The 19,932-nt window shown below is 61.6% G+C and carries 20 protein-coding genes; 11 read left to right on the forward strand and 9 right to left on the reverse strand.

The annotated features are described in order from the left end of the window. The 3 genes from mtaB to NXC14_RS20940 all read right to left on the reverse strand — a co-directional run bounded on the left by mtaB (nt 1) and on the right by NXC14_RS20940 (nt 2,511). On the reverse strand, nt 1-1,272 hold the full coding sequence (gene mtaB, locus NXC14_RS20930; protein WP_085779764.1) for a tRNA (N(6)-L-threonylcarbamoyladenosine(37)-C(2))-methylthiotransferase MtaB: 1,272 nt from the start codon (nt 1,270-1,272) through the stop codon (nt 1-3). After that, nucleotides 1,269-2,174 carry a diaminopimelate epimerase gene (dapF, locus tag NXC14_RS20935; RefSeq protein WP_085779765.1) on the reverse strand — a complete coding sequence of 302 codons (906 nt, stop codon included), beginning with the start codon at nt 2,172-2,174 and terminating at the stop codon, nt 1,269-1,271. Before dapF ends, mtaB begins: the two co-directional genes overlap by 4 nt. Nucleotides 2,175-2,286: 112 nt before the next feature. Then, nucleotides 2,287-2,511 (reverse strand): hypothetical protein, encoded by a 225-nt coding sequence (locus NXC14_RS20940; RefSeq protein WP_085779766.1) that lies wholly within the window; start codon nt 2,509-2,511, stop codon nt 2,287-2,289. Nucleotides 2,512-2,909: 398 nt separating this feature from the next. Between NXC14_RS20940 and ffh the strand changes: the two genes are divergently transcribed. The 9 genes from ffh (at nt 2,910) to leuC (ending at nt 10,835) form a co-directional block, all read left to right on the forward strand. After that, a complete protein-coding gene (ffh, locus tag NXC14_RS20945) occupies nt 2,910-4,490 on the forward strand; it encodes a signal recognition particle protein (protein ID WP_085779767.1) in 1,581 nt (526 codons plus the stop codon). Between the two features lie 16 nt (nt 4,491-4,506). After that, nucleotides 4,507-4,827, forward strand: coding sequence for a chorismate mutase (locus tag NXC14_RS20950; RefSeq protein WP_085779768.1), 321 nt, complete (start codon nt 4,507-4,509; stop codon nt 4,825-4,827). A gap of 49 nt (nt 4,828-4,876) precedes the next feature. Then, nucleotides 4,877-5,248 carry a 30S ribosomal protein S16 gene (rpsP, locus tag NXC14_RS20955; protein WP_085779769.1) on the forward strand — a complete coding sequence of 124 codons (372 nt, stop codon included), beginning with the start codon at nt 4,877-4,879 and terminating at the stop codon, nt 5,246-5,248. 115 nt (nt 5,249-5,363) lie between these two features. Then, nucleotides 5,364-5,930 (forward strand): ribosome maturation factor RimM, encoded by a 567-nt coding sequence (gene rimM, locus NXC14_RS20960; RefSeq protein ID WP_085780230.1) that lies wholly within the window; start codon nt 5,364-5,366, stop codon nt 5,928-5,930. Continuing rightward, nucleotides 5,930-6,631, forward strand: coding sequence for a tRNA (guanosine(37)-N1)-methyltransferase TrmD (trmD, locus tag NXC14_RS20965; protein WP_085779770.1), 702 nt, complete (start codon nt 5,930-5,932; stop codon nt 6,629-6,631). Before rimM ends, trmD begins: the two co-directional genes overlap by 1 nt. Before the next feature lie 211 nt (nt 6,632-6,842). Further along, complete coding sequence (gene rplS / locus NXC14_RS20970) at nt 6,843-7,379, forward strand: 50S ribosomal protein L19 (protein ID WP_085779771.1); 537 nt, start codon at nt 6,843-6,845, stop codon at nt 7,377-7,379. Nucleotides 7,380-7,518: 139 nt separating this feature from the next. After that, the gene (locus tag NXC14_RS20975) at nt 7,519-8,316 is read left to right on the forward strand and encodes a transporter substrate-binding domain-containing protein (RefSeq protein WP_085779772.1); all 798 of its coding nucleotides are present in this window, start codon (nt 7,519-7,521) and stop codon (nt 8,314-8,316) included. Nucleotides 8,317-8,334: 18 nt separating this feature from the next. Continuing rightward, entirely contained in the window at nt 8,335-9,153 is an 819-nt protein-coding gene (locus NXC14_RS20980; RefSeq protein WP_085779773.1) for an amino acid ABC transporter permease, read from the forward strand. A 272-nt stretch (nt 9,154-9,425) separates the two neighbouring features. Next, nucleotides 9,426-10,835 (forward strand): 3-isopropylmalate dehydratase large subunit, encoded by a 1,410-nt coding sequence (leuC, locus tag NXC14_RS20985; protein ID WP_085779774.1) that lies wholly within the window; start codon nt 9,426-9,428, stop codon nt 10,833-10,835. A gap of 108 nt (nt 10,836-10,943) precedes the next feature. On the opposite strand, the gene NXC14_RS20990 is transcribed toward leuC, so the two are convergent. Both NXC14_RS20990 and NXC14_RS20995 read right to left on the reverse strand, forming a co-directional pair. Then, nucleotides 10,944-11,774 (reverse strand): aldo/keto reductase, encoded by an 831-nt coding sequence (locus NXC14_RS20990; RefSeq protein ID WP_085779775.1) that lies wholly within the window; start codon nt 11,772-11,774, stop codon nt 10,944-10,946. A gap of 131 nt (nt 11,775-11,905) precedes the next feature. Further along, the gene (locus NXC14_RS20995) at nt 11,906-12,427 is read right to left on the reverse strand and encodes a L,D-transpeptidase (protein ID WP_085779776.1); all 522 of its coding nucleotides are present in this window, start codon (nt 12,425-12,427) and stop codon (nt 11,906-11,908) included. A gap of 168 nt (nt 12,428-12,595) precedes the next feature. On the opposite strand from NXC14_RS20995, the gene NXC14_RS21000 reads away from it, so the two are divergent. Both NXC14_RS21000 and NXC14_RS21005 read left to right on the forward strand, forming a co-directional pair. Further along, nucleotides 12,596-13,279 carry a response regulator transcription factor gene (locus NXC14_RS21000; protein ID WP_011427159.1) on the forward strand — a complete coding sequence of 228 codons (684 nt, stop codon included), beginning with the start codon at nt 12,596-12,598 and terminating at the stop codon, nt 13,277-13,279. 130 nt (nt 13,280-13,409) lie between these two features. Further along, nucleotides 13,410-13,865, forward strand: coding sequence for a cyclic nucleotide-binding domain-containing protein (locus tag NXC14_RS21005; RefSeq protein WP_011427160.1), 456 nt, complete (start codon nt 13,410-13,412; stop codon nt 13,863-13,865). A gap of 6 nt (nt 13,866-13,871) precedes the next feature. On the opposite strand, the gene NXC14_RS21010 is transcribed toward NXC14_RS21005, so the two are convergent. The 4 genes from NXC14_RS21010 to NXC14_RS21025 all read right to left on the reverse strand — a co-directional run bounded on the left by NXC14_RS21010 (nt 13,872) and on the right by NXC14_RS21025 (nt 19,920). Further along, nucleotides 13,872-14,675, reverse strand: a complete 804-nt coding sequence (locus tag NXC14_RS21010) for an exodeoxyribonuclease III (protein ID WP_085779777.1) — start codon at nt 14,673-14,675, stop codon at nt 13,872-13,874. 100 nt (nt 14,676-14,775) lie between these two features. Further along, entirely contained in the window at nt 14,776-15,444 is a 669-nt protein-coding gene (locus NXC14_RS21015) for an outer membrane lipoprotein carrier protein LolA (protein WP_085779778.1), read from the reverse strand. 138 nt (nt 15,445-15,582) lie between these two features. After that, nucleotides 15,583-18,252 (reverse strand): DNA translocase FtsK, encoded by a 2,670-nt coding sequence (locus tag NXC14_RS21020; protein ID WP_085779779.1) that lies wholly within the window; start codon nt 18,250-18,252, stop codon nt 15,583-15,585. 243 nt (nt 18,253-18,495) lie between these two features. Next, entirely contained in the window at nt 18,496-19,920 is a 1,425-nt protein-coding gene (locus NXC14_RS21025; RefSeq protein ID WP_085779780.1) for an ammonium transporter, read from the reverse strand. Nucleotides 19,921-19,932 lie beyond the last annotated feature (12 nt).

Below are 19,932 nucleotides of genomic sequence, written 5' to 3' on the forward strand. Positions count from 1 at the left end.
TCAGGCCGCTGCGGCCGTCAATTGCATGTCGAGATGCTTGCCATTGTGGCCGGTGATCGTGACCGGCACAAGTTCGCCGGGACGAAGGCCGGCGGCTGTGACCAGCGTGAAGTTTTCCGTATGCGCAAGGCCGTTGTTTTCGACAAGCAGCCACTGCCGGGTTCCTACCATGCCATCGAGGTGGGATTGATGCAGCCTATGTCCCGTGGCGCGCAGCCGTGCGGCGCGGTCCTTGACCAGCGACCGGTCGAGCTGCGGCATGCGGGCGGCCGGCGTGCCGGGACGCGGGCTGTAGGGGAAAACATGCAGGTGCGCGATATCAGCTTCTTCAGCGAGCCGCACCGCATTGCCGAACATCTCTTCCGTTTCCGTTGGGAAACCTGCGATCATATCGGCGCCGAAGCTTATCTCCGGGCGAAGGCGGCGCGCATCCTCGATGAAACGCAGCGCGTCGGCGCGAGAATGCCGCCTCTTCATCCGCTTCAGGATCATGTCGTCGCCATGCTGCAGCGACAGATGCAGATGCGGCATGAAGCGAGGCTCGTCGGCGATCAGGTCCATCAGATGGGCATCGGCCTCGATGCTGTCGATCGAGGATAGCCTCAGTCGGCGGATCTCCGGGAGCTGTTTCAAAAGCGTCTTTGCCAGAAGCCCGAGCGTCGGCGCGCCCGGCAGATCGCCGCCATAGCTGGTGGCGTCGACCCCGGTCAGCACGATCTCGCGATACCCGCTGTCGACGAGCTTGCGGGCCTGGTCAACCACGGCGCCCATCGGCACCGAGCGGGAATTGCCGCGGCCATAGGGAATGATGCAGAAGGTGCAGCGATGGTCGCAGCCGTTCTGGACCTGGATGAAGGCACGAACATGACCGTCGATGTGCCTGAGCATCTGCGGCGCCGTCGCCTTGACGCTCATGATATCGTTGACGCGGAGCTTCTCCTCGGCCGAAACACCGAAATCCGGCAGGCTGCGATAGGAGGCGCTCGAAAGCTTCTCCTCGTTGCCGAGCACCGCATCGACCTCCGCCATCTCGGCGAAGGTCTGTTTTTCCGTCTGCGCGGCGCAGCCGGTGACGATGATGCGGGCATGTGGATTGTCGCGCCGCGCCCGGCGGATCGCCTGGCGGGCCTGACGCACGGCTTCGCCGGTGACGGCGCAAGTATTGACCAGGATGGCGTTGTTGAGCCCGGCCTTCTCGGCCTGCGCCTTCATCACTTCGGATTCATATGTGTTGAGGCGGCAGCCGAAGGTAATGACCTCGACGCCGCTCACTGCGCCCCCGCCTCTTGGGTACCATCGCGCGACCAGAGACCTGTCGACGGATCGAGTCGGCCCGACCATTCCCATTCGGCCGGACCGGTCATGATGACGTGATCGTCGCGCTCGCGCCATTCGATCGAAAGCACGGCTGGCGGCTTGGCGCTCGCCACATTGATCGTCACCTTGCGGCCGGTACGGCCGGTACGTGCGGCGCTGACAGCAGCGGAACAGGCGGCCGAGCCGCAGGCGAGCGTCAATCCCGCGCCGCGCTCCCAAGTCCGTGTCGTCACGGATGTCGGCGACGTCACCTGCGCCAGGGTGATATTGGCGCGCTCGGGAAACATAGGATGATTTTCGAGCAGCGGCCCGAAGCGGGCGAGATCATAGGACATTACGTCCTTATCCACCCAGAAGATCGCATGCGGATTTCCCATCGACATGGCGGAAGGCGAATGCAGCACCGGATTGTCGATCGGGCCGATCTGCAGCTCGATAAGGCTGGTGTCGTGAAATTCTTCCGCCAGCGGGATCCTGTCCCAATCGAAAACCGGCTTTCCCATATCGACGGAGATCGTCCCGTCCTCGTGCTCGACGGCATTGAGGATCCCGGCGACCGTCTGGAAGGTGAAGGCCTTCCGACCGGTCTCTGCGGCAAGCGCCTGCACGACGCAGCGGGTGCCGTTACCGCAGGCCTGCGCCTTCGAGCCATCGGAGTTCAGGATATCGATGAAGGCATCTGTGCCGTCGGCCTTCGGATCATGGATCGCCATGATCTGGTCGAACTCGGTCTCAGGATCGGCATTGAGCGCGACCGCCGCCGAGGGCGTCACTTTATCAGGCCGTCCGCGCATGTCGACGACCAGGATCTTGTTGCCAAGCCCGTTCATCCTCGCGAATTCGACCGTTGCGCTCATAATATCATTCCGTCCGTCTTTCCGCTGTATATGGCGGAAACGCGAGGGAATTACCAGTGGGTGAGTGCCATGCAGGCCTTGCAGCCGACTGAGCCTCCGGGCGGTCCGTCTTCTACCGCTGCCCGCCGTCGGCTTCGAAGGACGCCGCATGCGCCTCGACGATAGCGGCGGTGATGACCTTCTTCAGCTCGTAGACCAGCGAGCGGGATCGTTTGCGATCCAGATCCTGTGCCGCTTTTGCAAGACTAAGGCCTTCGTTGAGAACAATATGATGGGCCCGTGCCAGCGCCCAACTTTCAATATCAGCATTGATCATTCGATATCTCCGCCGGATCATCCGGCATCAAGGATATTCACGAATCATTTTACAGGACGCACTTAAGTAGAAAGTAGAATCACAAGCGGAATATTTTGCAACTGGCGTAAATAGCGTATTGGCCTGTAAGCGGCATTTAACTACCGGATCCATGTCACATTGCTTCCGAAAAGCCGGTCATGCGGCCATCGGCCCGCATTCGCCTTGACTTTCCCGCCGCTTTCCTGTTTATCGCGGCCAATCCGCGACGAGCCACATGACTCCGAGCCGCCGACCGGGACACCGAGATCCCGGAGGTCAACACCCGACAGCGCGATGCGCCCTCGGGTGCTTTTTGGCTTTGCGTCTTGTTTTCGTCAAGGAAAAGCACAACGTTTCCGGGCAGATCAACCCGCCCGAAACGTATCAAGGAAGAGCTGATGTTTGAAAACCTCCAGGACCGTCTCGGATCCATTCTGAATGGACTGACAGGCCGTGGCGCGCTTTCGGAAGCCGATGTTTCTGCAGCGCTGCGCGAGGTTCGCCGCGCGTTGCTGGAGGCCGACGTCGCACTCGACGTCGTGCGCTCCTTCACTGACCGCGTGCGTGAAAAGGCAGTTGGCGCCGAGATCCTGAAGTCGATCAAACCCGGCCAAATGGTCGTCAAGATCGTCCATGACGAGCTGATCGAGATGCTGGGCGGCGAAGGTGTCGGCATCGATCTGCATGCGCCGGCCCCCGTCGTGGTCATGATGGTCGGCCTGCAGGGCTCGGGCAAGACGACGACGACCGCCAAGATCGCCAATCGCCTGTCGACGCGCGATAAGAAGAAGGTGCTGATGGCGTCGCTCGACACGCGCCGTCCGGCCGCTCAGGAACAGCTTCGTCAGCTCGGCGCCCAGACCAATATCGACACGCTGCCGATCATCACCGGTCAGTCGCCGACCGATATCGCCGCCCGCGCCGTGCAGGCGGCCAAGCTCGGCGGCCACGACGTCGTCATCCTCGATACCGCCGGCCGCACCCATATCGACGAGCCCTTGATGGTCGAGATGGCCGACATCAAGAAGCGATCGAATCCGCATGAAATCCTGCTGGTCGCCGACAGCCTCACCGGTCAGGACGCCGTCAACCTCGCCCGCAACTTCGACGAACGCGTCGGCATCACCGGTCTCGTGCTGACCCGTATGGACGGCGACGGTCGCGGCGGTGCTGCCCTTTCGATGCGCGCCGTAACCGGCAAGCCGATCAAGCTGATCGGCGTCGGCGAGAAGATGAGCGAGCTCGAGGAATTCCATCCCCGCCGCATCGCCGACCGTATCCTCGGCATGGGCGACATCGTCTCGCTCGTCGAGCGCGCGGCCGAGAACATCGACGCCGAGAAGGCGGCCGCGATGGCCGCCAAGATGGCCAAGGGTAAGTTCGACCTCGATGACCTCGCCGACCAGCTGCGCCAGATGCAGAAGATGGGCGGCATGGGCGGCATCATGGGTATGATGCCCGGCATGGGCGGCATGAAGGACAAGATGGCCGCCGCCGGTCTGAACGACAAGCTTTTCGGCCGCCAGATCGCCATCATCCAGTCGATGACCAAGGCCGAGCGCGCCAATCCCGACTTGCTCAAGCATTCGCGCAAGAAGCGAATCGCCGCCGGCTCAGGCACCGATGCCGCCGACATCAACAAGCTTCTGAAGATGCACCGCCAGATGGCTGATATGATGAAGATGATGGGCGGCAAGGGCAAAGGCGGCCTGATGAAGCAGATGATGGGCGGCCTTGCCGGCAAGATGGGGCTGGGGGGCCTCGGCGGCATGGGCGGCATGCCCGATCTCTCGAATATCGACCCGAAGCAGCTGGAAGCCCTGCAGAAACAGGCGGAAGCGGCGGGTTTGGGAAAACCGGGTGGGGGTATGCCCGGTCTCGGCGGCTTGCCGGGTGGTTTGCCTGGCCTCGGCGGCGCAAAGCTGCCGGGTCTTGGCGGTGGTTTCCCGGGTTTGCCCGGATTGCCGAAGAAGAAGTGAAAGGATCGCTTGCCCCATGATTGATCCGGACGTCAAAGCCCAGCTCGGGAGCTATCGTCAGTCGATCGACAATATCGATGCCGCTCTCGTGCACATGCTGGCCGAACGCTTCCGCTGCACCAAAGAGGTCGGCGTGTTGAAGGCCAAATACAATCTGCCGCCGGCCGATCCGGCGCGCGAGGAATACCAGATCGAACGCCTTCGCCAGCTGGCGAAAGCCGCCAATCTGGACCCGGATTTCGCCGAGAAGTTCTTGAACTTCGTCATCAAGGAAGTCATCCGGCATCATGAGCAGATCGCTGCGGACCACGCTGAACAGAACGCCGCAGCCCGATAACCATACCGCCTTACGAAGCGGTCTAGAAAAAGCCTAAGGAGTAAAGAACATGGCACTGAAAATTCGTCTCGCCCGCGGTGGCTCCAAAAAGCGCCCGTATTACCACGTCGTTCTCGCCGATGCGCGCAGCCCGCGTGACGGCCGCTTCCTCGAAAATCTCGGCTCCTGGAACCCGATGCTCGCCAAGGATGACGAAAAGCGCGTTCAGCTGAACGCCGAGCGCATCAAGCATTGGCTCGACAACGGCGCTCAGCCGACTGACCGCGTCCTGCGCTTCCTCGACGAAGCCGGCGTTGCCAAGCGCGAAGCCAAGAACAACCCGCTCAAGGCGAAGCCTGGCAAACGCGCCCAGGAACGCGCCGCCGAAAAGGCCCAGAAGATCGCCGACGCCGCAGCAGCTGCTGCTGACGCCGCGGAATAATCCGGACATCCCCTTTTCGAGCGGGCGGCATGGCGACATGCCGCCCGTTTTCGTTTCCAATCGCCCGCACTTCGTTTATGAGAAACCTGTCTTTCGGCTTCACATGAAGGAACCCATGACAAAGCTTGAAAACCCGGTTTTGATGGCGACGATCGGCGGCGCACAGGGCCTCAGGGGCGAGGTGCGCGCCAAGGCCTACACGGCCGATCCGACTGCGCTCGGCGATTACGGCCTTTTGCACAGCACGGACGGACGCAGCTTCGAAATCCTCGAGATCCGCGAGATGAAGAACGTCGTCGTCGTCCGTTTCCGCGGCATCAACGACCGCAACGCCGCCGAAGCGCTGAACGGACTCGAACTCTATATCGAGCGAGACAACCTGCCGGACGAGGAGCTCGAGGACGACGAATTCTACTATGCAGATCTCGAAGGGCTTGAAGCGCTTGATGACAAGGGCGTCAGCTACGGGACGGTCACCGGCGTCTTCGATTTCGGCGCCGGCGATCTCCTGGAGCTCAAGGGTCCGGGCAAGCGCCCGGTCCTCATTCCCTTCTCCGAAGCCTCGGTGCTGGAAATCGATCTCGAAGCCGGTACGCTGCTGATCGATCCGCTGGCGGCGGGACTGGTCGATGAGCCCGAGCTGTCGCAGTTCACTGCGGGCAAGCCGAAAAAGAAGAAGTAATGGCTTTCCGGGCGCGCATACTGACACTTTATCCGGAAATGTTTCCGGGGCATCTTGGCTTCTCGCTCGCCGGCAAGGCGATGGAGCGTGGGCAATGGTCGCTGGATCTGGTGCAAATACGTGATTTCGCCACTGACAGACACCGCACCGTCGACGACACCCCGGCGGGCGGCGGCGCCGGCATGGTGCTGAAGGCAGACGTTCTTGCTCGCGCGATCGACAGCGGCGGTGAGAATGATCCCCGGCCGCGCCTGCTGATGAGCCCGCGCGGCCGTCCACTGACTCAGCGGCGCGTGCGTGAGCTTGCGGCGGGTGACGGCGTGATCATCGTCTGCGGTCGCTTCGAGGGCGTCGACCAGCGGGTCATCGAGGCACGCGGATTGGAAGAGATCTCGATCGGCGATTACGTGCTGTCGGGTGGCGAGCCGGCGGCGCTGGTTCTGCTTGATGCGATCATCCGCACCCTGCCCGGCGTTATGGGCAACGATCTTTCCGGCCTGCACGAAAGCTTCGAGGGCGGCCTGCTGGAACATCCCCATTATACCCGCCCCCAAGAGTGGGAAGGCCGGGAAATTCCCTCCGTCTTGACGTCCGGCAACCACGGGGCCATCGAGAAATGGCGCCACCAGGAAGCGGTGCGACTGACGCGGGAACGGCGGCCGGACTTGCTCGAAAGCGTTAAAAGCGAGAAAAACGGCTGATTTCGCCGGCCTTTTCACAAAAATGTCGTGCGAGGGATGACAAGCCCCGGCCTTTCGTGTATTGGCGCACGCGGAAATGGGGTTAGCCCCGTCTGCCAGCAAACAAAGAATGGCGAATCCGCTCCCGCCCGCAAGGGCAAAATCCTGAGGCTAACCCAAAGGATCAGTGTCGAGCGCTCTGGCTGTTTCAGAAGAACCAAAGGTTAAGACGATGAACATCATCCAGCAGCTTGAGGCCGAACAGGCCGCCAAGATCGAAGCCAAGCGCACCCTCCCCGAATTCTCCCCGGGCGACACCGTCCGCGTCAACGTGAAGGTCACGGAAGGCAACCGTACCCGCGTTCAGGCCTATGAAGGCGTCTGCATCGCCCGCTCCGGCGGCGGCCTGCAGGAAAACTTCACGGTCCGCAAGATCTCCTACGGCGAAGGCGTCGAGCGCGTATTCCCGGTCTACTCGCCGCTGATCGAAAGCGTCGACGTCGTTCGTCGCGGTAAGGTCCGTCGCGCCAAGCTCTATTACCTCCGCGACCGTCGCGGCAAGTCCGCTCGTATCGTCGAAGACACCGGCGTTCGCGCCCGCAAGCTCAACGACGCCGAACGCGCTGCTGTCGCCGAGGAGAAGGCCCGTATCGAAGCCGAGAAGGTTGCAGCCGCCCAGGCGCTCGCGGCCGAAAAGGCAGCAGCAGAAGCTGCCGAAGCCAAGGCCGCTGCTGAAGCAGCCGCCGCAGCGGAACCGGCAGCAGAATAAGATCTGCGCAAAATTCTATTCCTGGAAAGGCGGCCTTCGGGTCGCCTTTTCTATTTTTTGCTTCGCCACGCAGCCGGCGGCCTTGCCTCACACCCATCTTCCGTGACAGTTTTTGCCGTTCATTTGAGGGAACCGTTCAATGTTGTTTCGCCGCACCGTTCTTGCTGGCTTTGCCGCCCTTGCTCTTCTGCCGCTTGCCGCATCGGCCGCCGAATTGCCGAATCTTGGCGGCAAGACCGTCGTCGTCGTCACCGAGAATGCCTATCCGCCGCTGCAGTTCGTCGACCCGAAATCCGGCAAGGCGATCGGCTGGGAATATGACGCGATGAACGAGATCGCCAAGCGGCTGAATTTCAAGGTCGAGTACCAGAACACCAGCTGGGACGCGATGATCCAGGCGGTTTCCGACGGCCAGTACAACATCGGCATGACCGGCATCACGATCAAGGATGACCGCAAGCAGAAGGTGGATTTTTCCGATCCTTATATGCGCTCGCAGCAATTCATGCTGGTGCGCGGGGACGAGAAGCGCTTCACCGACGCCAAGTCCTTTGGTGAATTCAAGGAAGGCCTGATCGGCGCCCAGCCCGGCACCTCGCCTTTCTACACAGCCGTCTATGAAATCCTCGACGGCAACGAACAGAACCCGCGCGTCAAGCTTTTCGAAACATTCGGCGCAACCGTGCAAGCCCTGAAAACAGGCGACGTCGATCTCGTCCTCACCGACAGCGTCGCTGCCAAGGGCTATGTCGATTCTTCGAACGGCGCCCTCAAGGTGGTCGGAGAGCCGCTCGGCACCGAGGATTTCGGCTTCATCTTCCCGAAGGGTTCCGATCTCGTCGCTCCCGTCAATGCGGCTATCACAGCGCTGAAGTCCGACGGCACCTTCGACGCACTGAACAAGAAATGGTTCCTCGACTACAAGATGGGCGAATAATCCGCCGAGCGATCGCAGATGGCGCCACAACCATCCCCGCGACACGAGAAGGACGACCGTCCCTGGTGGCTGGCCGTCCTTGTCCTGATCGGCATCGTTCTCGCCGTCGTCATCATCACCAATGACATTTACACCCAGGTCTTCCGGACCGTGGTGAATGGCGTCGGCGTCACCGTGTTCGTGACGCTCGTCGCCTTTGCGCTGGCAACCGTGCTTGGTCTCGGCATCGCGCTGCTCGGGCTGGCGGACAGCATCGTGCTGCGCCAGATCGCCCGCTTCTACATCGAGATCATCCGCGGCATCCCTATGCTGGTGCTGCTCTTTTACGTCGCCTTCGTCGGTGCGCCCGGTTTCGTCACGACCTACAACTTCATCATCACGCCCCTGGTGAAATCAGGTATCGCCGAGCCGATCCTGGTGCGCGACCTGTCGCTGATGTGGCGGGCCATCATCGCGCTGATGATCGGCTATTCTTCCTTCATCGCCGAGGTCTTCCGCGCCGGTTTCCAGTCCGTCGATATCGGTCAGATCGAGGCGGCAAAGTCGCTCGGCCTGTCGCGCTACCGCCGGTTCCGGCTCGTGGTCTTCCCGCAGGCGATCCGGGTCATCCTCCCGCCGCTCTCCAACGATTTCGTCTCGATGGTGAAGGATTCGTCTCTCGTGTCGGTGCTCGGCGTGGCCGATATTACGCAGATGGGTAAGGTCTATGCCTCCGGCTCCTTCCGCTTCTTCGAGACCTATTCGATCGTCACCTATATCTATCTGATCCTGACGATCGGACTGTCGCTGGCGCTGCGGCGGATCGAGAAGAAGATGAAGCAGATGCCGCGACACTAAACACCTGCGTCCATTCGGATGCAGAAAGGACGCGCTCACGATTCGAATTGCCGTTTCGATCAAAAATCGCTATATCCAGCGCCATGGAATCCAAGTTCAGTTGCATTGGCGCGCATATATTCGTGCTGCAGGATCATTATCGCCTGCCGGCGCGGTTCTTTGCATGCGTCTCCGGTGCGCTCAACAGCCGACTTCGTTGATCGAATGACGGCCCGCGGAGCCTGATCCGCTTTTTCCGATTTTCCAAAGCTTCCAAAAACGGACTTACCGCCATGAGCGCACCGCGTACCCTCTACGACAAGATCTGGGACGACCACCTGGTCGACGAGCAGGCAGACGGCACCTGTCTTCTCTACATCGACCGCCACCTGGTCCATGAAGTCACCTCGCCGCAGGCTTTCGAAGGCCTGCGCATGTCCGGCCGCAAGGTTCGCGCCCCTGAAAAGACGCTCGCCGTCGTCGACCACAACGTTCCGACCTCGGCCGACCGCCATCTCGGCATCAAGAACGAGGAAAGCCGCATCCAGGTCGAGCAGCTCGCCAAGAACGCTGCCGAATTCAACGTAGAATATTATTCCGAGAACGATAAGCGCCAGGGCATCGTCCACATCATCGGGCCGGAACAGGGCTTCACCCTGCCGGGCATGACGATTGTCTGCGGCGACAGCCACACCTCCACCCATGGCGCCTTCGGCTCGCTCGCCCACGGCATCGGCACATCTGAGGTCGAGCACGTTCTCGCCACCCAGACGCTGATCCAGAAGAAGGCCAAGAACATGCTGGTGCAGGTCGACGGCCAGCTGCCGGCAGGCGTCACCGCCAAGGATATCGTTCTTGCCATCATCGGCGAGATCGGCACCGCAGGCGGCACCGGCTACGTCATCGAATATGCCGGCGAAGCGATCCGTGCGCTGTCGATGGAAGGCCGCATGACGATCTGCAACATGTCGATCGAAGGCGGCGCCCGCGCTGGCCTCATCGCCCCTGACGAAACCACCTTCGAATATATCAAGGGTAAGCCGCGCGCGCCGAAGGGTGAAGCGCTGGAACAGGCGATCGCCTACTGGAAGACGCTGAAATCAGACGAAGGCGCTCATTTCGACCGCGTCGTCAAACTGAACGCCGCCGAACTGCCGCCGATCGTCTCCTGGGGCTCCTCGCCTGAGGACGTCGTCTCGGTCCAGGGCATCGTACCCAATCCGGATGAGATCCAGGACGAAACGAAGCGTGCCTCCAAGTGGCGTGCGCTTGACTACATGGGCCTGAAGCCGGGCACGAAGATGACCGACATCGCTGTCGATCGCGTCTTCATCGGCTCGTGCACCAACGGTCGCATCGAAGACCTTCGCGCCGCTGCCAAGGTCGTCGAGGGCAAGACCGTCGCCTCGACCGTCAACGCGATGATCGTCCCCGGCTCCGGCCTCGTCAAGGAACAGGCGGAAGCCGAAGGCCTCGACAAGATCTTCAAGGCCGCCGGTTTTGACTGGCGCGAGCCGGGTTGCTCCATGTGCCTTGCCATGAACGACGACCGCCTTAAGCCGGGCGAGCGTTGCGCCTCGACCTCGAACCGAAATTTCGAAGGCCGTCAGGGCTTCAAGGGCCGCACGCATCTCGTCTCGCCGGCCATGGCCGCCGCCGCCGCAATTGCCGGGCACTTCGTCGATATCCGCGAGTGGAACTGATCCGTCCGACGGAATGAAAGATAAAGCCGCCCGATGCGTCTCCGCGCATCGGGCGGCTTTTACATTGCGGCGCCGACAGCCGATCGGCGGTGTTCGCGCAACCGGCGATCAGAAAGCCGCCGTCATCGGATCCGGACCCATGCGGGCGCCAGCAGTGTCGAGCTTGGCAATCTCCGCCATGTCGTCGGCATCCAGCTTGAAGTCGAACACCTGGAAGTTCTCCTCGATGCGCGACGGCGTGACCGACTTCGGGATGACGACGAGGCCGGTATCGATATGCCAGCGGATGATCACCTGGGCCGGTGTCTTCCGATGTTTCTTGGCAATCTCGCCGATGACCTTGTTCGAGATGAATTTGCCCTGACCGAGCGGACTCCACGATTCGGTGGCGATATTCAGTTTCTTGTGAACCTCCTGCGCCGCCTTCTGCTGAAAGTCGGGATGCAGTTCGATCTGGTTGATCACCGGAACGACGCCGGTCTCGCCGATGATGCGCTCGAGATGTTCGGGATAGAAGTTCGACACGCCGATCGAGCGGGCGCGGCCCTCTTCGCGGATGCGCACGAACGCTTTCCAGGTCTCGGCGTAGAGGCCGCGATGCGGCGACGGCCAGTGAATGAGATAGAGGTCGACATAGTCGCAGCCGAGCTTCTTGAGGCTGCCGTCGAAGGCGCGCAACGCATTGTCGTAGCCCTGGTCGGTATTCCTGAGTTTGGTGGTGACGAAGATATCCTTTCGGTCGAGGCCAGACGAGCGGATGCCTTCGCCGACACCCTCTTCATTGTCGTAACCCGAAGCCGTGTCGATATGCCGATAGCCGGCGGCAATGGCAGTGCGTACCGTCGGCGCGGCAATCTCCTGCGGCGTCTGCCAGACGCCGAGACCGACCTGGGGAATGGAATGTCCGTCATGGAAAGTGATGATGGGTTGAGCGGTCACAATATATCTCCGGGAGTTTGAAGAATTGGACGAGGCATGGATTGCGCCCGCACCTGCGGACGTCCCGGAACGCATTTCAGCCGGAGCGTCCGGTCACCGGAACCATATAGGTGGCGGCATCCTGAAGACAATCAGAGGACCCGGACAATCGTTCCCTTTCGAAGGTGGGGCAGAAGGCGGCGCATGTCACGCAGGCTTACGGCTACGCAGCCGGCCGTCGGCTCGTAGCCAGGCCTGATGAGATGGAAGAAGATCGCCGAACCGCGGTTGCGCACCCGCGAGGAAATGTTCCAGTCCATGACAAGGCAGATATCGTAGAGGCCGTCGCTACGCCGCATCTCCTCATGACTTGCGCCGAATGGCGTGCGCACGAGGCGATTGTAGTTGGCGTTGCCGGGCTGGTCGCACCAGAGCATGTCTGCGCGGATGCGGCGAAGGGGAAGCGAGGTGATGAGCTGACCATTCCGTTCGCCACGCCGGAAGCCGGAAATCAGCCGCATCGCGGCGATCGGCGTGGCGCCGTCACCCTCGCGTTTGAGGATGGTCCGGCCCGAACGGCCGATCGCGGCAGGGATGGTGATTGCGCCGAATCGGACGATGGCGCGGCTCTTCTTCCCTGGCGCGGGGCGCACCATGATCGTCGATGACCGCATGCCCCGGCTCCGCCTTGCTTTTTCCATTTTTCTCGCATGTCTTGCATTGCTTGAGGCCTTGATTGAAATCATATGAAAAGCTGCGCGGCAACAGCACCGCCGGCCGATCCTTGCCAAAGCTGCAATTTGGCGTAGGACTAGGGGACTTAACTTTGAGGACGCAACGGCATGACCGCACGCACCATTCTTCTGGTGGATGACGACGAGGATCTTCGTCAGACCCTGACGGAGCAATTGTCGCTTTATGAGGAATTCACGGTTCTGCAGGAAGCCAACGCCGGCAAAGGTGTTGCGACCGCCCGTTCGACGCCGGTCGACCTCTTGATCATGGATGTCGGCCTGCCCGACATGGACGGCCGCGAAGCGGTGAAGCTCCTGCGCAAGGGCGGCTTCAAGGCGCCGATCATCATGCTCACCGGTCACGATACCGATTCGGACACGATCCTCGGCCTCGAAGCAGGCGCCAACGATTATGTCACCAAGCCCTTCCGCTTCGCTGTGCTGCTGGCGCGCATTCGCGTGCAATTGCGCCAGCACGAGCAGAGCGAAGACGCGACCTTTACCGTCGGTCCTTACCTCTTCAAGCCAAGCCAGAAACTGCTCACCACCGACAACGGCCAGAAGATCCGCCTGACGGAAAAGGAAGCGGCGATCATCCGCTATCTCTACCGCGCCGAACAGAAGGTCGTCACCCGTGACGTGCTTCTTGAAGAGGTCTGGGGCTACAATTCCGGTGTAACCACGCACACGCTGGAAACCCATGTGTACCGGCTGCGCCAGAAGATCGAGCGCGATCCCTCCAACGCCGAAATTCTGGTGACGGAAAACGGCGGCTACAAGATCATACCCTAGAGCATTCCGTTTTCTCCAGAGATGCTCTAACTCTTTGTTTTCACGTAGCTCCCAGCAAAAGCGTTTCACGCTTTTCCTGGCAAAACCGCCAGGCGCTTCTGTTGGAATTGCTCTAAGGCGAAAAGCCGACATGGCGCTGACCGACGACATTCATCTGCTTTCCCAGCTTCCGCTGTTCAAGGACATGAGCGAGGACCAGTTGCGGTTGATCGCCTTCGGCGCCGACCGGCGCATGATCGCCGCCGGCCAGATGCTGTTCCGCCAAGGCTCCCCGGCCGAGAGCGCCTACGTCGTCTTGAGCGGCAGCCTGGAACTTAGCACGACGAGCAGCGACGGCATGCAGCGGGCGGAGGCTGTCGCCGGACCGGGAACACTGATTTCGGAGCTGGCGCTGGTCACCCTGGTGGAGCGCAAGTTCACCGCGATCGCGCGCGAAGACACAAGCATCATCCGCATCACCCGCGCCCTCTTCCATCGGCTACTCGAGGAATATCCCGATGCGGCCCGCCTGATCGAAAACCGCATCCGCGACAATCTCGCCGAACTTGCAGCCAAGGCGGCAAGCCAGTTCCATCGATTCAGCTGATTGCCGTCAGAAATCGAAATGCGCCGTGACCGGCACATGATCCGACGGCCGGTCCCAGCCGCGCGCTTCCTTGAGGATCTCGATCCGCTGGAGATGCGGCCCGAGATCGGATGAGGACCAGATGTGGTCGAGGCGACGGCCACGATCGGCAGCCTCCCAATCCTTGGCCCGGTAGCTCCACCAGGTATAGAGCTTCTCGCTTGCCGGCACGTGCTGGCGCATGAGATCGAGCCAGCCGCCGCGCTTCATCACCTCGATGAGCCCGTCCGTTTCAACAGGCGTATGGCTGACGATCTTCAGCAGCTGCTTGTGCGACCAGACATCGTGCTCCAGAGGCGCGATATTGAGGTCGCCGACGAGGATGGCGGAGGTATTGGCCTCGCCATTGGCTTTCAACTGCTTCATCTCCTCGATGAAATCGAGCTTGTGGCCGAATTTCGGATTGATGGTGCGATCCGGCTCGTCGCCGCCGGCCGGGACGTAGAAATTGTGCAGCCGGACACGGCGATTGCCGCGTTCGAACACCGCCGATATGTGGCGGGCATCGCCGACGCCGCAATAATCCTGCCGGTGATCCTCCGTCAGCGGAATGCGCGAGGCGATTGCGACCCCGTGATAGCCCTTCTGGCCATGGATGATGATGTGATCGTAGCCCATCGCTCGCAAAGGTGCTGCCGGGAAGAGCTCGTTCGGCACCTTGGTCTCCTGCAGGCAGAGAATGTCAGGCCTCTGTTTGAGCACGAGCTGCTCGACGATCGGCATGCGCAGCCGCACCGAATTGATGTTCCAAGTCGTAATCGAAAAACCCATGCCCAAGCCCTTTCACACTTTCATGGAAGGGCTTTAGAACAACGGCACGCAGGAGGAAACTGGCAGCGTGCAAAGGCTTCAGGCGATCAACCGAAAACCCTCAGTCGCGTGAAGCTGCCGTGCCGGGAATGCTCTCGTAGGGCACCCGGAAGACGCGGTCGTCGAACTGCACGCCCGTCTTCACGTTGAAGATCATCACCGACGTATCCTTGCCCTGGTTGTCGGTGATCGTCCACTGGCGCAGATCATAGGTCTTCGGATCGAACATCATGGTGATGGTCGAGTTTCCGAACACGGTATTGTTGCCGAGCGCGATCGTCGTCAGGTCCGACTCCTCCTTCACGCCCTTCACCATGCCGGCCGAAAGGTCGATATGCTGCGCCAGGAGCAGGCTGAGCGGAGTCTTCGAGAGCGGATAGAGATCCCAGGTCTTGAGCTTGGTATTGCCGATGGCTACGTTCTTGCCATCGGCGATCACCCGCATCGGCGACGGATCGTCGTAGTTGAAACGCAGCTTGCCGGGACGCTGGATGAAGAACTTGCCGCCGGTTTGTTCGCCGCGCGGACCGAACTGGACAAATTCGCCCTGCATCGTCGTGACACCGGAGAAATGATCGGCGATTGCCTGCGCGGTGCCGGAGGCGGGCGCTGCCGCCTGCGCGATGGCGCTGATAGGGACGGCGCTCGCCACAGCAGCGACGGCGAAAGCGCCGAGAAGATCGCGGCGCGTCATCGCCAGGCCGGAGAGGAAGGAATCGGAGTTACGCATCTAAATCTCCTTAATGCGATCTGCATGCCGCTGAAAGGCGGCGTCTTCAAGGCGTTGCGATCGGCGCGCGAAAAGCAACGGCGTTGATGCCGTTACGTTTCCGCAAAGCGGCCACATCAGAAATATATGGCGCTTGTCTCAGCGGTCGAGGATGTCGCCCTCGGTCGGAACGAGGATTTCTCGTTTGCCGGCATGGTTGGCCGGCCCGATGATGCCTTCCTTCTCCATGCGCTCGATCAGCGAGGCGGCTCTATTATAGCCGATACCAAGTCGGCGTTGGACGTAAGAGGTCGAAGCCTTGCCGTCGCGCAGCACGATGGCGACGGCCTGATCATAGGGATCTTCCGAATCCGAAAGGTTCGACGTGCCGGCCGGGCCGCCGCCGCCATAATCGCCGTCCTCGTCGTCATCGGCGGTGATCGCATCGAGATATTGCGGCGAGCCCTGCGTTTTCAGGTAGGAGACGATCTCTTCCACCTCGACATCAGAAACAAACGGGCCGTGGACGCGCTGGATGCGCCCGCCGCCCGCCATGTAGAGCATGTCGCCCATGCCGAGCAGCTGTTCGGCGCCCTGCTCGCCGAGAATCGTGCGGCTGTCGATCTTCGAGGTGACCTGGAAGGAGATGCGGGTCGGGAAATTCGCCTTGATCGTGCCGGTGATGACGTCGACCGAAGGGCGCTGGGTCGCCATGATCACGTGGATGCCGGCCGCACGCGCCATTTGCGCCAGGCGTTGGACCGCGCCTTCGATATCCTTGCCGGCGACCATCATCAGATCGGCCATTTCGTCGATGATGACGACGATATAGGGCATCGGCTTCAGATCGAATTCCTCGGTCTCGTACATGGCTTCGCCGGTATGGCGGTCGAAGCCGGTCTGCACCGTGCGCGAGATCACCTCACCCTTCGACAAGGCCTGTTCGACGCGCGTGTTGAAGCCGTCGATGTTGCGCACGCCGATCTTCGACATCTTCTTGTAGCGCTCTTCCATCTCGCGCACCGTCCATTTCAGCGCGACGACGGCCTTCTTCGGATCGGTGACAACAGGCGAAAGCAGATGCGGAATGCCGTCATAGACGGAGAGTTCGAGCATCTTCGGGTCGATCATGATCAGCCGGCACTGTTCCGGCGTCATGCGGTAGAGCAGCGACAGGATCATCGTGTTGATGGCGACCGATTTGCCCGAACCGGTGGTGCCGGCGACGAGCAGATGCGGCATCTTGGCGAGGTCGGCGATGACGGCTTCGCCGCCGATCGTCTTGCCGAGCGCCATGGCGAGCTTGGCCTTGCTGCCGTCGAAATCCCGCGACGCGATCAGTTCGCGGAGATAGACGGTCTCGCGTGTCTGGTTCGGCAGTTCGATACCGATCGCATTGCGGCCCGGCACGACGGCGACGCGGGCGGCAATGGCGCTCATCGAACGGGCGATATCGTCGGCAAGGCCGATGACGCGCGACGATTTGATGCCGGGCGCCGGCTCCAGTTCGTACAGCGTGACCACGGGGCCGGGACGGACATGAATGATTTCGCCCTTGACGCCGAAATCCTCGAGCACGCCTTCGAGCATGCGGGCATTCTGCTCCAGCGCATCGGCCGACAGTGTCGAATCGCGCACCACGTTCCTGGGCTCGGCGAGCAAATGCATGGAGGGAAGCTGGAAGCCCTCGGGACGAATGAACGAGCCCTGCGCTTCCCGCTCGACACGCGCGCCGGGCTTCGGACGCGTGATCGCCGGGACGACGCGAGGCTCCGGCTTGGCGGCGGCTTTTGCCGGCGCACGGATCATCCAGTCGTCATCATCGTCGTCAGGCAGAATGTCGGCCGGACGCGGCGGCATGTCGGTATCGAAGGGCGGATCGTCGTCCTCATCCTCATCGTCGATGGAAAGCGATGGCGCGGCGACGCGGCGGAGCGAAGCCGAGCGCGGCTCCATCGACGGCTCGAGGCGCTCGCCGCGAACGGCCGGCGCTTTGGCGCGGACCGGTTCGTTCAGCGTGCCGAATTCATCGTCGTTGAAATCATAGGGCGATTCGAAATCACCCTGGCGCCGCTTGCGCGGTCCCATGCCGAACAGCCGGCGCAGCCGGCCCTGGCTCATGAACCAGGCATGCGTCATCGCGCCGCTGAAAGCGACCCAGCGCGATTCGTCCTCTTCCTCATCCTCGTCTCCGACCACCCGCGCCTTGCTTGTTGTCTCGACGTAATCGTCCTCGATTTCGTCCTCGGTCTCGCTGCGGCCGACGAGGCCTGATGCGAAGAGCATCATCCAGGCCGTCGGCACGGCAAAAATGCAGCCGACGACCATGGCGAAGGTCCCTGTGGGATAGGCGCCGACGAAGAGTGCGGGAAAACGCAGAATCATATCGCCGATGACGCCGCCGATACCGTTCGGGATCGGCCAGGTGAGCGGCGGAGGAAAACAGCCGATGACGGCGGAGGAAAGCACGGAGCCGGCAAGCCAGGCGCCGATGCGGGCGGGAATGCGGTCGAAGCGACGGCCGGAGATCATCGTCAGTGCCCAGGCCACGATCGGCAGCATCGCCACGACACTGGCAAGCCCCAGAAACTGCATGACGATATCGGCAAAGGCAGCACCGCTGTAGCCGAGAATATTCGTCGGCAGGTTGGCAGTGGCGTAGGAATAGCTCGGATCGGCGACATTCCACGTCGCCAGCGCCGCAACTGAGAAAGCCAGCAGCAGAAAGATCGCAAAGCCGATGAGTGCCTGGATCTGCCGCAGCATGAATGCCGAGAGGGAGAACCGATCCGGACGGCCATCCATTGCCGGCGACGTGCTTCTTGCCATGTGTCTAACCCGTCCAATGCCTGAGGGCAGGCGAATCGCCGAAGCCTCGCCATGCCAAATGCGTCCGCTCTACCTAACCAGAGCCGGGTTAAAGCGATGTTAACCATGCATTCCGGCGTGCCCAATGCCGGCGATGAAAATAAAAAGGCCCGAACCGGTGGAAGGTTCGGGCCAAGAGCGGCTCTTGGTGAGAGCCGCGACGGGCTGTGTGGGGCGCCCTCACGCGGGCGCCCAAGGCCGAGATTACGAGTGATAGGCGGCTTCGCCGTGGGTCGCCAGGTCGAGACCTTCGCGCTCGGCCTCGACGGAGACGCGCAGGCCGATGACGACGTCGACGATCTTGTAGAGGATCGCCGAACCGATGCCCGACCACAGGAGGGTGGTGAGAACGCCCTTCGCCTGGTTCAAGACCTGGGTTGCCGTGCCGGCATAGGTGGCGGCAAAATCAGCCGTCGAATAGTCGACAATGCCTGCACCGCCCAGCGCCGGATTGACGAGGATGCCGGTGCCGAGAGCGCCGATGATGCCACCGATGCAGTGGACGCCGAAGACGTCGAGGCTGTCGTCATAGTTGAACTTATTCTTCACGACGTCGACGAAGAAGTAGCAGATCGGCGAGACGACGAGGCCGAGAACGATCGAGCCCATCGGACCGGCAAAACCTGCCGCCGGCGTGATGGCGACGAGACCGGCGACGGCACCGGAAGCGCCGCCGAGCATCGAGGCCTTGCCGCGGGCGAGGCTTTCGACGATGCACCAGGACACGGCGGCGGCGGCCGTCGCGACGAAGGTGTTGATCATCGCAAGCGATGCATAGCCATTGGCTTCGAGGTTGGAGCCGGCATTGAAGCCGAACCAGCCGACCCAGAGCAGCGAGGCACCGACCATGGTCAGCGTCATCGAATGCGGAGCCATGATTTCCTTCTTATAGCCCGTGCGCTTGCCGAGCATGATGGCGCCGACAAGGCCGGCGATACCGGCATTGATGTGAACGACCGTGCCGCCGGCGAAGTCGATTGCGCCGTAAGAGAAGATCAGGCCGGCCGGTGCGCTGTAGGAACTCGGGCCGCCCCAGAACCAGACCATGTGCGCCATCGGGAAGTAGATGAAGGTGACCCACAGCACGACGAAGAGCATGACGGCCGAGAACTTGACGCGTTCGGCGAAGGCGCCGACGATCAGGCCGGGCGTGATGCAGGCGAAGGTCATCTGGAAGACGATGAAGGTGTATTCCGGAATGGCGACGCCCTTCGAGAAGGTTTCGGCAAGCGACGATGTGTTGACGCCGGCGAGGAAGGCCTTGGAGAAGCCGCCGATGAAGCTGTTCAGCGAGCCGCCGTCGGTAAAGGCGAGCGAATAGCCGTAGGTCACCCAGATCAGCGACACGACCGCCGTGATCATGAAGACCTGCATCAGCACGGAGAGCATGTTTTTGGCGCGCACGAGACCGCCGTAGAAAAGCGCAAGGCCGGGGATGGTCATCAGAAGGACGAGCGCCGAGGAGACGAGCATCCAGGTATTGTCACCCTTGTCCATGGTGAAGGCAGGAGCAGCGGCGGCAGCAGCTGGCGCGGCAGTCTCCTGCGCAAAAGCGACGGCCGGCGCAAGAAGCGCGGCCGATGCAGCGCCGACGCGCGCAAAGGTGGAAGAAAACTTCGAGATTGACATTGGAAAAGGCTC

This window comes from Rhizobium sp. NXC14 (assembly GCF_002117485.1).
Lineage (GTDB): Bacteria > Pseudomonadota > Alphaproteobacteria > Rhizobiales > Rhizobiaceae > Rhizobium.

Excerpts from the sequence above, each read along its gene's own strand:
- NXC14_RS20975 (WP_085779772.1), top strand. The coding sequence starts at position 7,519 with ATGTTGTTTCGCCGCACCGTTCTTGCTGGCTTTGCCGCCCTTGCTCTT.
- rplS (WP_085779771.1), top strand. The coding sequence starts at position 6,843 with ATGAACATCATCCAGCAGCTTGAGGCCGAACAGGCCGCCAAGATCGAA.
- NXC14_RS20995 (WP_085779776.1), bottom strand. The coding sequence starts at position 12,427 with ATGCGGTCATCGACGATCATGGTGCGCCCCGCGCCAGGGAAGAAGAGC.
- trmD (WP_085779770.1), top strand. The coding sequence starts at position 5,930 with ATGGCTTTCCGGGCGCGCATACTGACACTTTATCCGGAAATGTTTCCG.
- dapF (WP_085779765.1), bottom strand. The coding sequence starts at position 2,174 with ATGAGCGCAACGGTCGAATTCGCGAGGATGAACGGGCTTGGCAACAAG.
- NXC14_RS21005 (WP_011427160.1), top strand. The coding sequence starts at position 13,410 with ATGGCGCTGACCGACGACATTCATCTGCTTTCCCAGCTTCCGCTGTTC.
- leuC (WP_085779774.1), top strand. The coding sequence starts at position 9,426 with ATGAGCGCACCGCGTACCCTCTACGACAAGATCTGGGACGACCACCTG.
- rpsP (WP_085779769.1), top strand. The coding sequence starts at position 4,877 with ATGGCACTGAAAATTCGTCTCGCCCGCGGTGGCTCCAAAAAGCGCCCG.
- NXC14_RS21000 (WP_011427159.1), top strand. The coding sequence starts at position 12,596 with ATGACCGCACGCACCATTCTTCTGGTGGATGACGACGAGGATCTTCGT.
- NXC14_RS20940 (WP_085779766.1), bottom strand. The coding sequence starts at position 2,511 with ATGATCCGGCGGAGATATCGAATGATCAATGCTGATATTGAAAGTTGG.
- NXC14_RS21010 (WP_085779777.1), bottom strand. The coding sequence starts at position 14,675 with ATGGGTTTTTCGATTACGACTTGGAACATCAATTCGGTGCGGCTGCGC.
- NXC14_RS21015 (WP_085779778.1), bottom strand. The coding sequence starts at position 15,444 with ATGCGTAACTCCGATTCCTTCCTCTCCGGCCTGGCGATGACGCGCCGC.
- ffh (WP_085779767.1), top strand. The coding sequence starts at position 2,910 with ATGTTTGAAAACCTCCAGGACCGTCTCGGATCCATTCTGAATGGACTG.
- NXC14_RS20980 (WP_085779773.1), top strand. The coding sequence starts at position 8,335 with ATGGCGCCACAACCATCCCCGCGACACGAGAAGGACGACCGTCCCTGG.
- NXC14_RS21020 (WP_085779779.1), bottom strand. The coding sequence starts at position 18,252 with ATGGCAAGAAGCACGTCGCCGGCAATGGATGGCCGTCCGGATCGGTTC.
- rimM (WP_085780230.1), top strand. The coding sequence starts at position 5,364 with ATGACAAAGCTTGAAAACCCGGTTTTGATGGCGACGATCGGCGGCGCA.
- NXC14_RS21025 (WP_085779780.1), bottom strand. The coding sequence starts at position 19,920 with ATGTCAATCTCGAAGTTTTCTTCCACCTTTGCGCGCGTCGGCGCTGCA.
- NXC14_RS20950 (WP_085779768.1), top strand. The coding sequence starts at position 4,507 with ATGATTGATCCGGACGTCAAAGCCCAGCTCGGGAGCTATCGTCAGTCG.